At 46.2% G+C, this 13,927-nt stretch carries 9 protein-coding genes; 5 read left to right on the top strand and 4 right to left on the bottom strand.

Features of this window, described 5'->3' with window-relative positions:
- Nucleotides 1-20 precede the first annotated feature (20 nt).
- Nucleotides 21-3,536, bottom strand: coding sequence for a UvrD-helicase domain-containing protein (locus ICN13_RS10215; RefSeq protein ID WP_370622938.1), 3,516 nt, complete (start codon nucleotides 3,534-3,536; stop codon nucleotides 21-23).
- Nucleotides 3,533-6,538, bottom strand: coding sequence for a PD-(D/E)XK nuclease family protein (locus ICN13_RS02825; RefSeq protein WP_216138869.1), 3,006 nt, complete (start codon nucleotides 6,536-6,538; stop codon nucleotides 3,533-3,535). The genes ICN13_RS10215 and ICN13_RS02825 overlap by 4 nt, the downstream gene beginning before the upstream one ends.
- 110 nt (nucleotides 6,539-6,648) lie before the next feature.
- On the opposite strand from ICN13_RS02825, the gene trxA reads away from it, so the two are divergent.
- From trxA to ICN13_RS02800, 5 genes are all read left to right on the top strand, one after another.
- Nucleotides 6,649-6,975, top strand: coding sequence for a thioredoxin TrxA (gene trxA, locus ICN13_RS02820; RefSeq protein WP_216138868.1), 327 nt, complete (start codon nucleotides 6,649-6,651; stop codon nucleotides 6,973-6,975).
- Nucleotides 6,976-7,236: 261 nt separating this feature from the next.
- Complete coding sequence (rho, locus tag ICN13_RS02815; protein WP_068321061.1) at nucleotides 7,237-8,499, top strand: transcription termination factor Rho; 1,263 nt, start codon at nucleotides 7,237-7,239, stop codon at nucleotides 8,497-8,499.
- 164 nt (nucleotides 8,500-8,663) lie between these two features.
- Nucleotides 8,664-9,011 (top strand): type B 50S ribosomal protein L31, encoded by a 348-nt coding sequence (locus tag ICN13_RS02810; RefSeq protein ID WP_087909737.1) that lies wholly within the window; start codon nucleotides 8,664-8,666, stop codon nucleotides 9,009-9,011.
- Between the two features lie 101 nt (nucleotides 9,012-9,112).
- Nucleotides 9,113-10,831: a glycosyltransferase family 39 protein gene (locus ICN13_RS02805; RefSeq protein ID WP_216138867.1), complete on the top strand. Its 1,719-nt coding sequence runs from the start codon at nucleotides 9,113-9,115 to the stop codon at nucleotides 10,829-10,831.
- A 3-nt stretch (nucleotides 10,832-10,834) separates the two neighbouring features.
- Nucleotides 10,835-12,226: an MATE family efflux transporter gene (locus ICN13_RS02800; protein ID WP_216138866.1), complete on the top strand. Its 1,392-nt coding sequence runs from the start codon at nucleotides 10,835-10,837 to the stop codon at nucleotides 12,224-12,226.
- Between the two features lie 19 nt (nucleotides 12,227-12,245).
- Here ICN13_RS02800 and ICN13_RS02795 read toward each other — a convergent pair whose 3' ends face one another.
- Nucleotides 12,246-13,283: a hypothetical protein gene (locus ICN13_RS02795; RefSeq protein ID WP_216138865.1), complete on the bottom strand. Its 1,038-nt coding sequence runs from the start codon at nucleotides 13,281-13,283 to the stop codon at nucleotides 12,246-12,248.
- A gap of 16 nt (nucleotides 13,284-13,299) precedes the next feature.
- Nucleotides 13,300-13,890 carry a penicillin-binding protein activator LpoB gene (lpoB, locus tag ICN13_RS02790; protein WP_216139273.1) on the bottom strand — a complete coding sequence of 197 codons (591 nt, stop codon included), beginning with the start codon at nucleotides 13,888-13,890 and terminating at the stop codon, nucleotides 13,300-13,302.
- Nucleotides 13,891-13,927: the final 37 nt, after the last annotated feature.

Below are 13,927 nucleotides of genomic sequence, written 5' to 3'. Positions count from 1 at the left end.
TATTGGTAGCGGCATCCGACCTACTTCACTTCCACCATCTCACCTTTAGATGAAATCAAGTAAGCCCTATTAGACTTGTCTTTTCTGATGCGTGTAAGCTCTACTTGATAGCTCTTGAGTTGCGCACGATATTGCTCATATTGCTTGCTACCGACTTCTGGAATAGTGAGCTTGTAATCAATGATTGCTAGGTGATCATCCAACTCCACTAAGCGGTCCATACGGTAGCTCTTACCTTCTTGGCTAGCAATATCAAGTTCATTCCAAGCCTGAATCCACTGCCCTGATGTGAGATAGGGTTTGAGCGCTGGAGCCTCCAATATAGTCTTAGCGTGATTCATTAAAGCTTTTGCTTGCTCTGCATCAACACTCAACCAATTCATAATCTCTTGCTCGCTTGGCATAACTGGCTTTGCGGCATTACTTGAGTCTGGCGTCAAGAACTCAAGTAGCTTATGAAAGTTTGTGCCCTCTTCGAGTATTTCTGGGTCAGACTCTTCTTTTGCTTGCTCAAGAGATTTTGCTGTCATCTCCTTTGCTAGCTCCCCACTCTCAAGCTTCAGAATGGAGTCCTGGTGGCTTTTCTTGGCCTGGTCCCATGCAATCTGAAAGTGGTCAATCTTAAATGGCACGCTTCCTAGCTCTACCTTAATCTCACCTTTGGCTTCAGGGAAGTTCTTGATACCAAGAGTATTGAGATCTAGAGTTGGAATCCCTGCAACTAAAGCTCTACCGTACCAAGAGCGCTCATTAACCCCCGTCTTGGCATTGCTCTCAACGCCACTGAGCCATAGACCCTGCTTTGCTCGGGTCATTGCAACGTATAGCAAGTTCCAATTTTCATTCTGGCTTACCTCATTCTCTTTTTTGAAAATGGCGCTACGCTCACTGGTGAGTGTCTTAGCGGTATAAAGAGAAAGATGCGTAGGGTGAGCATGCTCCGGCGGCCAATCCAATAGAACACCTCGATGTGGTGCACGCCACTCAGTGTGATTAGCATCAAGCATGATGACAAATGGCGACTCCAATCCTTTAGCCCCATGAATTGTCATTAAGCGTACGCGCTGATGACGATCCTCTTCTGACATCTCGCTTTGCTCATCCACCTCGCCAATATCATCACTAGCTTCAGCCTGCACCTCTACATCACCCTCATCGGGGGTTTCGTCATCATCACCACGACGCATTGCGTTCATGTCATCAATAAAGCGGCTTAAGCTAGGGTAACGACCGCCATCTTGATTTAAGGCTAACTCTAAGAAGGCATCTAAATTTGCCAGGACTTGTGCGCGAGCAAGATTTTGGGCGGTAATCGCATAACTTACCCGTAGATTGCTCTCGTGATAAATCAAATCTAGCAAGTCATGCACCGGCAAGACCTCCCCGAGGCCACGCCAATGCTCTAAATATCTTGCCGCCTTCAGAACGAATGGATTTTGACTGGCTTGCAAAGCATCCCACCAAGAGCGGTAACCATCACTGCTAACACTCATGCTGAGCTCCTGCATCTGCGCCTCAGTGAAACTAAAAATAGGACTACGTAGCACTTGAGCCAATGGCAAGTCATGTCGTGGAGACACCAAGACTGTGAGTAAAGCAATCAGATCATCAATCTCGAGTGTATTTAAGAGGCCGCCTAAGCGTGAACTGTCATAAGCAAGGCCCGCTTCTCTTAAGGCCCTTTCAAACTGAGGCAAGTATTTACGGCGCTTGACTAATAAGATGAAGTCACTCGCCCTTGCAGGCCGCCAATACTCTTTTCCATCTTTTTTATCCATCACTTGACGGGTTGCAATCACTTGATGAATTAAGCCGCTAATTTGCCTCCCTTCTTCATAGCGCTGCTGCACGTCACTTGTTTGATTAGCATCTTGAATTGCATTATCAAAAGCCGTTCCAGATCGCTCCGCCTGAATGTTCTCAACACGCGCAATAAGCGGTAGCAATTGGACTTCGCCTTCGGCCGCATAAGCCGGCTGTGGAAGACCTTCTGGCGCAGGTTTCCAGGCGGTAGTTTGTTTGGCATATTGATAGCTCTCTGGCAAAGCCCCCGCCAGAAATACCTGATTCACTGCATCATTAATTGCAGGCGCATTTCTACGGGTTTTATTTTGCGATAAAGCTTTGGCATTTAATTTGTTCACCAAAAAATCCCTGGCGCTAGCAAAGAGTCTTGGATCAGCACGGCGAAAACGATAAATAGACTGCTTAGGATCGCCCACAATAAAGACACTTGGCATGGAGCTGTCATCACCGTAACCATCTAACCATGCACGTAATATTTGCCATTGCAAAGGATTGGTATCCTGAAACTCATCAATCAGAATATGTTTGTACTTAGCATCTAAGCGTGCCTGCAAATAGGAGGCATTAGCCGAACTTGCCATCAATTGACTTACGCCAATTTCCAGATCATCAAAGTCACGGACACGCATTGCCTCTTTTGCTTTTTCCATATGACTCAACATGGCTTCGCTCATGGCAAACCAAGCCGCATTGAGATCATGAATGAGGTGCTCACTCTGCCAGGTAAAAAAAGCCTCATAGGCTTGCACCCAGGCATTCCGAATAGCGGTGATCTCTGCCGGGTCCCCGCCAGTTTTGGCTAAATACTTCAGCATGGGGGTAGAAGTTTTGGCGATATCAGCCAAAGGGGTGAGAGCCTGCGTGAAAAAGTAAGTTTCAAACTGATCGGCAATGTCCATTACTGATCTGCCCGCAGCATGGTGCGCAATCACCTCTTCAAGATAAGCAGCTTTTCCTATTTGCGTTGGGGTGCCATTACTAAAACACCGATAGAGTGTCTCTAGATTATGTTTGGTTTCGGGTCGCTGCCAAAAATCTTCCAGCGGATTCTGTAAACGCAAAGAGGGTAAGACTTTATCTAAATATTCAATGGGCTCAATATTTTTGGAAGCGCAAGCTTCTTTAAAGAATGTCCATGCACCTCTTTGCTTAAAGAGACTGTAGTTACCCATCAAGAACTTTTGAGTCTCGCTCGCACCAAATTCAGCCAACAATACGTCATAGCGTTGCTTGAGATCCTCGGACAGATCGCCCCACCAGTCCCCCATACATTCTTCTTGCAAACGCTTAGCGTCTTCTCGTAAATTAAAGCCTGGCTGAACCTCTGCAGAGACAGGAGCTGCACCTAGAAGACGTCCAAACCAACCGTGGAAGGTGTCAATGACAATAGACTGCGGGCTCGATAGAACTTTTAAATACAGAGCTCGCGCTTGAGGTAGCAGCTTGATAGCCTCTTCTCTTGCCAAGCCTCTGATATGCAACTCATGTATGAGCGTATTGTCATCAGCAGTTGAAAATTCTTCTAGCAATCCATAGAGACGATCGCGCATTTCTTGCGCAGCCTTACGTGTAAAGGTGAGCGCTAAAATTTCTTGTGGTTTTACTCCAGCTAAAAGCAGTCGAATCATGCGGGCAACTAATAGCCAAGTCTTACCGCTACCTGCGCAAGCAGAAACAATCACCGATCTTTCGGGATTGCAGGCTAATGGGTAATCGAACTCTTCGCTCACCACATACCCTTTCTGCACACGCCCCTAGCCTCACAAAACTGACATACGCTATCTGGTGCAAATGCTTGCATGGGTTTACGCGCCCACAAACTATTTAAGTCTTTGGCGATCTGCTCAGAAAATTGCTCCATTACATTTGGCATGTCTTCGACAATGTGAGCCCGAATATTTTTATCCTCACCTTTATCAAGCTCCGCCTTGAGAGAGACCCACTCCGCTCTATCAACTGTGCGCCCTGGCAGGTGAGCCGCTATGGCATTCTCATTGGCGGCGCGAGCATAGATTAAGAGCTGCGGATCATCCAAAATATTCTCTGCGCGATCCACAATCTTTTTCACTTTTTGATTTTTATAGTCGACCACTGCCGCTGCAGCGCTATCAAACTTATGAATATCAAATCGATCTGCACGCCCGGCAATGCGAATATTCCTCTGCACACCATTGGGATCCAATAGGCTCAACGTGAAGCCAATCGGCAACTCAGCATCGTGGTAACGCCACCCTTCATTCTCTCTTTGGATCTGCCAATCAATGAAGCTAGGAATTTGTTTTTGCCAATCCCTAAGGGTTCCCAAGATTCTGGCATCACCAGCAATCAAACGCTCGAACTCTTTTTCTGAATACCTCATTAAGTGATCGATCATCCACTGACGTCGCACCTCAATACCCTGATGTATTGGCGAATGTGTTTTCTCTTCCTCAGTCTTCAGCGCCTGGAAAAAAGTTTTGAGTAAGGCATGCAAAGTCTGGCCCGCCAAAGAGGCGTCAAATCCTTCTTCAAATTCTTTTGCCTTACGCAACCCAAGCAAACTAGTAACGTAATAGCGATATGGGCAATCACGTAAAGCCTTATATGCGCTGGGTGAAACGGTCATTGGAATGGCTAAATCTGGATTAGGCGTACTTACCGACATCTGAATTGGCTGAGAGCTACCTTCATAGCCTTCTGGCTTTATATCAATGACTCGCCAATCTTTTAACTTGGTCTGCAAACGTTGAATCCAAGCTGATGGCCTAAGAGGCTCACCACCCTTGCTTTTGTTCTGCCATAGAAGATCTACATTTTTGCAAGACGCTAATAACTGGGAAAGATCCCTGGCCTGCTGTATATATTGCGCGGCAATCGTAGATGATTTGAGATAGCGATTGAGCGTATCCGAGAAAAATAATGGTGGCTCAGAAAAAGCAGGAAGCTGCTGCTCATCACACCCCACCAAAACGACAGCATCAAATTGGCGAAGTCTTATTGAGCTCAGCGGCAAAATGCTCAGGGTCGCCTGCGCTTCTTTACCAGCCTCTTCATAAGCCGACTCTTCAATAACTGTTTTAATGAGACTCAACCATTCAGGCAGGCGCATCTTAACGTCTTTATAAGTACCGCCTCTGAAATCAAAATCTTTTAAAACTTCAAGTAGCTGTTTGCCTGCTGCATCGCTTTCCAAGCTTGCTGTCATACCAATATCTTGCAGGTTTTTTTGCAAAAGGTCATAAGCACTAGAACAATTTACAGTAGGCTGTTGCCAAGCAATATGAATACGTCTTACAAACTTGATGAGATCAATTAGATGCGCATTGGGAGAATCGCCATTGGTTGCCGCATAAGTATTGGCACGCTCAACTGCAACGATGAAAGTTTCCCAACCAGACTTTGCTTGACTAGCAATCAATATATCTTCAAGTTGAGCAACAAGGCCGATGCAAAGCTCAGGGGACTTATTTAGACTGCCCGGGAGATCCAAATAGGGATTTTGCAAAAACTCGAGTAAGGCGCTGGCACTCGGACCCTCCTTAGGTGCACGAATCAACTCCAAGAAGCTGTCAAATGCTGCGGCAGCTCTCGTGGTTGATAACTTCCAGCCGGTTTCATCTCGAATACGCAGTGCATCACCTAGGCGACTTAAGAGCGCTCGAGCGCGGCGTGCAGCCAAGCGATCTTGCGCAACCAATGCAATATTTTTCTTACCAGCGATCAAATGCGACTCAATCGATTTGGTAGCAGCCCAAGCCAACTCCTCAAAGCGTCTTGCTGCTAGTAAACGCCAGCCATCGTGACTATTGGATTGAATATTGCTATCTATTTGGGATTCTTCTTGCAAATTGGCAACCGCTATATGCCCCTCTGAATCCAGTCCACACAGGGCTTCAGGCCACAATGCAACCGATTGCCAGTCCATATCTACTCGAACCACTGGCGCGAATTGTGCGTAATCACTTAGATAGCCATCAATCAACTCTTGATCAATGGGCTTTGGATCAGCGGTCTGCAGCCAGATGAATGGACGCACTGTATTGCGACCTTTCTCTGTATTGACTTTTGCCAATTGCATATGCGCAGCCATGGCTAAATGTTTGCGAATGACCGGATCACCAATGTTTGTCAGATAACGCCAGAAAGTTAAGAGTACTGCAGACTCTTCATCTACAACATTTCGTGAGAGCCCAACATAGGCTTTGGCGATGGCCTGATCTAAAACGAGCTCTACTTTTTTAAGCCATGCTTCAGTATCGAGTGCATGGGTTTTCAGTGCGTTATTTAGTTCGCTTTGTAATTGCGGTACAACAATTTCTGAGAGCGAGTCACATGCATCAATGACAGCCTGAGCCAATCCCCACGCCCCCGCCTCACTCTCTGCCTTAAACCAGCTTTGCAAAACTTTGTGTTTGCGCAAATTAACAAAGACCGATAACCATCTTTCTAAATCCGTTTGCTTCTTTGGAAACTTCCATGTGCCTGGCGCTGCTTCTAACCAATCTGCAAAACTAATGACTTGCGGCAGGAAGGCGATATTGCCAGGTAAATCTTTTGGTCGGCTTTGCTCCAGAGCCGCCCGCACCCCAATCAGTGGTCCTGCGGTACTGAGCACCACCAAGGGGCGCTGATTGGTTTGCATTGCACAATCCCAAATCCCTTCTGCTAATTGGGTAAGCGCTTGACCATTGGGCGTAATCGCCCAAGCGTGTGGCTGCTTTTGATCAGAAATGGTGGGGAAAGGTTGAGGCATTAATTCGGTAATTTATCTATTTTGAGCAGAATGTTTAGCTTATTGCTAATATAAGCGCTGTAACGCCATAATTAAATAACTCGCTAAATAAGTCTAAATAAGGAATTTTCATGAGTGCCGGCATTAAACATGTAACTGACGCCTCTTTCGAACAAGACGTCCTCAAGTCCGATAAACCTGTACTGCTCGACTTCTGGGCTGAATGGTGCGGTCCTTGCAAAATGATCGGACCAATCCTGGAAGAGCTCGCCGGCGAATATGGCGACAAGTTGCAGATCGCAAAAATGAACGTGGATGAGAACCAAGGTGTTCCAGCCCAGTTCAATATCCGCGGCATTCCAACTCTAATTCTCTTCAAAAATGGCACTGTGGCTGCTCAAAAAGTAGGCGCTTTGGCTAAATCCCAGTTGTCTGCCTTTATTGATAGTCACCTGTAAATAGTCACAGACCACAGGTTCACCCGTTGAGCCTGTGGTTTTTCCCGCTTTACATACTTGTATGACCTGTTTTTTAGTGTAGTATTGCATTTAACAGTAGTTCAGCGCTTTCAATAGAGCGCCCAATTCCAGCAATTTATCTCCCCCTTTCTTAAGCAAATTCCCAAAATTCTGTTTTTCCACATCTGTCTGATCTCCTTCAGCGCAGCGATACCCCAAAATCAATTTATCTAATCATCTTTATCAACACCCGAGAACCACATGCAATTAACTGAACTCAAAGTCCTCCATGTATCCGCTCTACTCGAAATGGCAGCTAGCCTGGAGATTGAAAATACGCAACGGATGCGCAAACAAGAATTGATGTTTGCCATTCTGAAGAAACGCGCGAAGGCTGGTGAAACAGTATTCGGAGACGGTACTTTAGAAGTGCTTCCTGATGGTTTTGGTTTCTTGCGCTCCCCTGAAGCTTCTTATATGGCTTCTCCTGACGACATCTATATCTCTCCTGCGCAGATCCGTCGCTTTAATTTGCACACCGGTGATAGCGTTGAAGGTGAAGTACGTACCCCTAAAGATGGTGAGCGTTACTTTGCATTGGTTAAAGTAGACAAGATCAATGGCTTGGCTCCAGAAGCCCTCAAGAACCGCATCATGTTCGAGAACTTAACGCCATTGCACCCGAACCGTGTGATTAGCTTAGAACGCGACATCAAGGCAGAAGAAAATTTGACTGGTCGCATCATTGATATGATCTCCCCCATCGGTTATGGCCAACGTGGTTTGATCGTGGCATCACCTAAGTCTGGTAAGACAGTGATGATGCAACACATTGCTCATGCAATTTCTGCGAACAATCCAGATGCAATTTTGATTGTCTTGCTTGTTGATGAGCGTCCCGAAGAAGTGACCGAGATGCAACGCTCCGTTCGCGGTGAGGTAGTTGCCTCTACTTTTGATGAGCCAGCTGTTCGTCACGTTCAAGTTGCCGAGATGGTGATTGAAAAAGCAAAACGTTTAGTAGAGATGGGTAAAGATGTCATCATTTTGCTTGACTCGATTACCCGCCTTGCTCGTGCATACAACACTGTTGTTCCTTCATCAGGCAAAGTACTCTCTGGCGGTGTGGATGCAAACGCATTACAACGTCCAAAACGTTTCTTTGGAGCTGCCCGCAATATTGAAGAAGGCGGATCATTAACAATTATCGCCACTGCCCTGATTGAAACTGGTAGCCGAATGGATGACCTCATTTATGAAGAATTCAAGGGCACCGGCAATATGGAAGTTCACCTTGAGCGTCGCCTGGCTGAACGTCGCGTTTACCCATCGATTAACCTCAATAAGTCTGGTACCCGCCGTGAGGAGCTCTTGGTTAAAGCTGAGAACCTCCAGAAGATCTGGGTATTGCGCAAATTGCTGGCGGATATGGACGATATCGAGGCGATGAACTTCATCGTAGACAAGCTCAAATCCACCAAAAATAACGGCGAATTCTTCGACCTCATGCGTCGCGGAGGCTAATTTAGGGGTCCTGGGGCTGTTTTAGCCCCTTTTAGACCCCGAAAGTGCGCTTTGTTATTGATTTCATGGCATAATTTCGCCTTTGTTGCACCCTTTATTGCTTTTAACTTGGGTAAGTATTTAGGTTAATTAACTTAAACGGCTACCCGCTCATAGGACTCAAAATGAAACCTGGCATTCACCCCGAATATCGTGAAATCGTCTTTGTAGACGTTTCCAATAACTTCAGCTTCAAGACTCGCTCCACTATGTCTACTAAAGAGACAATCAAGTGGGAAGATGGCAAGGAATATCCTTTGGCCAAGATCGAGACTTCATCTGAATCACACCCTTTCTACACTGGCACCCAGAAAATCATGGATACCGCTGGTCGTGTTGAGAAATTCCGTCAGAAATTCGGTACTAAAGCTGTTGCTAAAGCTACCGGTGATGGCGCTGCTAAAACAGCTGAGAAAAAAGCTGCTGCTGCAGAAGCTAAAGCTGCTGAAAAGCCAGCTAAGAAGAAGGCTTAAATCACTTCAATTCGCAGGGTATGTGAAATACCTGCACTGCGAGATAATCAAGGCAGCGTTTGCTGCCTTTTTTATTTTTTGTTTTTGCTTAAATAGAGCCCATGGTCAAACTTACCGCCGCTGCTACTAAATCAATTCCCCGCATTATTATTTTTGCGCTGACATTGATTTATGGTTTTGCTGGCCTTTTCTTCCGAGACCCCTGGAAGAATGAAGATGCAATTGGCTTTGGTGGTATGTGGACTTTATTTCGCGGTAATTCCGTAGATTGGATCGTTCCACACATCGCCGGTCGCGACGTTTCTCTTGGCGCGCCACTTCCCTATTGGATTGGTGCAACTTTCATTGATTTATTTGGCTGGTTGATTGGCGCTGCCAACGCAGCACGCCTTTACTCTGCTGTTTGCTTCTTCTCCGCCGCCCTAGCAATTTGGTATGCCACTTATCTTTTAGGTCGTCGCCGTGAAGTGCAGCCGATGGCACTTGCAGTTGGCGGCCAACCTGATTTAAAGAGTTATGGCATGACCTTAGCCGATGGCGCACTGCTCATTTTCTTGGCCTGTGTCGGTCTAGCTCAACGCGCTCATGAAACTACGCCAATGATGGCGCAACTCATGGGCATTAGCATCGTGCTGTACGGAACAGTGCGTGGCTTAGATAAACCTTGGCAAGGCGGACTTTGGACTGGACTTGGAATTGCAATTGTTGCCTTATCTAGCAATCTCGCGCTAAGCCTAATAGTAGTGAGCTCGACGATCATTGCCGTTCTAGCAAGCAACGCTAAGCTACGTTTTCGCTGGACACTAACCAGCACTGCTTTAGGTTTGATTGGCTTTGCTATGTGGCCAATCATTTGGCATTTAGCAGATCTTCCCGTTCATTTGCGTCACATTGCCGAAGAAGGCTGGCGCAATGTTCCAGAAATGAGGGCAACTCCTTCGATGGAATCCCTGGGGTTCCTCAGCGTGAACTTCTGGGCCTATGCCTGGCCAGTATGGCCACTTGCAATGATTTCATTAGCGCACTGGGGTCGAGTCAAGGAGGCTGGTGCATGGCGCGCCCCCCATCTTTGCATTCCGCTGAGCTTATTTATTGGCAGCTTCATTTATGTATTGTTCCGCCTAGAGGCTAATGAACATGACTTGATGATTTTGATCCCAAGCCTTTCAATCATTGCTGCATTTAGCTTACCGATCTTAAAACGCAGCATGATTAGCTTCATTGATTGGTTTGCGATGTTTAGCTTTACCCTCATCGCGATTGCTATTTGGATTATTTGGCTAGCAAAGGTAACTGGCTTCCCAGAATCGACTGCTGCCAATGTTAGTAGATTGCTTCCTGGCTTTGAAAGTCAATTCAATCTCCTTGCCTTTGTTGTTGCAATTGCTATTACTGGAGTTTGGCTTGCAGTAGTCCGCTGGAGAACCTCTCGCGCCCCCAAAGAAATCTGGCGCTGCCTGATTATTTCCGCATCTGGTACTACCTTGATGTGGGTACTCTTGATGACACTCTGGTTACCAACCATTAACTACGCGAAGACCTATCGTCAGGTGTCTGCTCGCCTAGTCCAAGTAGTGCCATCTGGCGCTGGTTGCATCAACACCAGTAATATCGGTGATTCCCAGCTGGCCTCTTTTAGTTATTTCACTAAACTTCCTCTACGTGATGACTCCAATTGCCCTTGGATGCTCACTCATAATCAATCTGAAGCCAAGGCCTTCGCAAAGCTCAATAAGAAGAAGCTACATTTACTTTGGGAAGACCGTCGTGCCGCTGACCGCGATGAACGATTACGTCTTTACGAAGTAATCCCGGAATAAAGAGTGCTGCACTTCAAACTATCGCGACTACGCGAGGATATTCCTGCTTTACTCAAACTTGCTGGCCCTCTGTTGATAGGCCAGTTAGCGGTGATTACCTTTGGTGTACTAGATACCGCCATGACTGCTCGCTACTCTGCTGAAGACTTAGCCGCCTTAGCTATGGCTTCGGCAATCTTTATTAGCGTTTATGTTGGTCTCACTGGCGTGGTATCTGCACTTGCGCCAATCGCTGGACAACTCTTTGGCGCTAAACGGTATTCCGAAATCGGCGAAGAAGTCAGGCAAGCTACTTGGCTTGCACTAGGACTTACCGTTCTTGGTTGTTTGATTTTGACCAATGCAGATCATGTACTTGAGATTTCTCGCTTGAGCCCAGATATTGAAGACAAAGCAAAGTTGTATCTCAATATCTTGGCGATTGGATTACCTGCCAGCATGGTGATGCGCGTCTTGATGGCATTACACAATGCGGTTTCTCGCCCTGCTGTCATTACCATCATTCAACTCATTGGCCTCGGACTAAAACTACCCCTGAATCTGCTCTTTATCTACGGTGGCTTCGGCATTGAAGGTATGGGTGGCCCTGGCTGCGCAGTTGCTACCGTGATCATCAACTGGACCTGGATGTCATTGACACTGGGCTTCGTTCTATTTGATCGCTTCTATAAGCCTTTTGCGATCTTTGTTCGCTTTAGTCCTCCTGACTGGCATCGGATTTGGGTGTTACTAAAACTGGGGGCACCCATTGGCTTTAGCTACTTGATTGAAGTCACTTCATTTACCTTCATGTCCTTATTTATTGCGCGCTTAGGAACAACCGCATTAGCTGGGCATCAGATTGTGGCCAACATGGGTACCGTCATTTACATGGTGCCACTCTCACTCTCGATCGCGACTATGACATTGGTATCACAATCGATTGGTGCAAATAAACCAGAACGTGCTGAAGAAATTGGCTGGTCTTCAGTTTTCTTTACAACTACTACTTGCATCACGATTGGTATTGCGGTGTGGCTCTTCAGAATACAACTGCTCGATCTATATGATCCGCCGGCTGAAGTGAAAGCTTTTTCAATCCCACTCTTTTTGTTTATTGCCTTCTATCAAGTTTTTGATGCCTTGCAAGTAACTGCTGCATTTATTCTGCGCGCATATCGAATTGCGTTCTGGCCGATGGTCATTTATGCAGGATCGCTTTGGGGTGTCGGCCTTGGTGGCGGATACCTAATGGGCTTTAATGTTTTTGGAAATGTGCCCACCTTCTTACAGGGCGCCAATGGCTTCTGGGCTGGCAATAGCTTAAGCCTTGGATTAGCTGCCTGCTTCTTACTCTATCTCTTTAGAAGAACAGCGGAGCGCTATGAAAAAACGCATCCGCCGCTCAAGGTATAGCAACTGAACTGCTTGCTGCTTACTTGTAGAACTTTAAAGTAGAAGCATCATCATCCAGGCGGCGCTTAAGATTGCGCTCATATCCAGCAGATCCTGGGTTATTGGTAATGAAATTCTGAGCTGCTAAGTTCTTACGGACATCTTCAGCCAAATCTAAAGAGGCCAACTTCATCAGTTTTGCAGTGCTTGGCTTATAGCCAGTGCCTCTACCATCAATTTGGACATCCTTGCCTTCGCCAGAAGCCACAAATGAGGCTACGATTTGGTCCGTTTTAGCATCAACAATATTAAAGTCCACAGTTACCTCAAGGGTTATCTGATGTGAACTAGATTTTGTAGCAGGGATATCAGAAACATTGTCTGTGTTTGAGACTTCTGCCAAAACACCATAGAGAACATAGTTGGCATCCCCAAAATCTCCGGCCTTGATGCGCTTCACAATATCAAAGAACTCATCGCCCTGATTGGGCATAGCCACTGTTGGCTTGGCTTGAACCACTTTATAGCCCGATTGAATCAGCAAGCCGCGAATAGGGTTAGCTAAGTAGCGCAACTCGCCATATTCCACCTTGCTCTCATAACCAGACTTCTTGGAAGTTTGCGTTTCAGCATTAGAGCTGTTACTAGAGTTCTGGGGATCTACAGGGGTGACTACTGGGGCGGTCGACTTTGAATCAGCTAGATTAGTAAACTTTACCGGAAATTGGGAAGAGTTTTGTCCACCCGTTAAAGCAGAAGCATCGGCCTTATCCGCGTCAACCTCAATTGTTCTAGGCGCAATGGTTGAGGTGATGTTGTTATTAGTTTTATGACGAGTCTCTTCAATAAAGACTAAGTTCTTGCCCTCTTTTTTGAAGTAGATATCTGTTACTGCAATTGACTTAGATTCCGCTTTAAGAGCCTCAGCATTGATCACTGGGTTCTTAGGGGGATCAGCCGGCACCCTTCCAACAACAGCCTGCTCTGGTACGGCTGCAGGAGGCTTAGAAGCACAGCCAGCCAAAAAGACCAGGCCTACTACCGCACAAACTAGAAACAATTTTTTAAGCAATGACATTAATTAAATTCCTTGATTAGCGGGTGGCAGTCTTGCGGATCTCTTTTTCATCAGACCACTCGAGCAAGCCTGACTCGTTATTGATGAGATTTAAATTAAAGACGTAGTAGACATCCTTAATATCTTTTGTATTCTTCACGATAGAGGCAATGGAACCTTCAATACGGTATTGGGCTCCCTGCATATTGCCAGTTTTAGCAATCGTACTGTTCTTATAGAGGCCTGATTGATTTTGACGCTTCAATTCATCAGTTTGATTTTGCATTTCAGAAACGCTCACCGCAAAACGTACTTGACCGCTCTTCGTGAGTTGCGTACGAATCTTATCGGTAATCACACGCGTATCAATATATTCAGAAGTCTTATTTTTAACGTCTGCCAAAGTCACAATCGGCGCGTCCTTGCTTCCAGCTATGGCTTTTGATTGCAACAGCGATCTCGTCATGGCTTCGGCAATGATTTGCAAATCGGTTGAACCGTAATTGGCGTTGACAGTTTCAACCGCTTTAGCATCGCCATAACGAACTTGTGGTCCCGAGCAGGCTGCCAACAAAACAGCCGCCAGCGCAAGTGCAGATAAATGAATAGTTTTAGTGTGGATTTTCATGATCATGTTCTCTATTAACCGAGGTTTACTCTGAAGT

It is taken from the genome of Polynucleobacter sp. MWH-Berg-3C6 (assembly GCF_018881855.1).
In the GTDB taxonomy this organism is placed as follows: Bacteria; Pseudomonadota; Gammaproteobacteria; order Burkholderiales; family Burkholderiaceae; genus Polynucleobacter.
The sequence above is the reverse complement of the archived record's forward strand: the minus strand, read 5'-3'. Positions and strand labels throughout refer to the sequence as shown.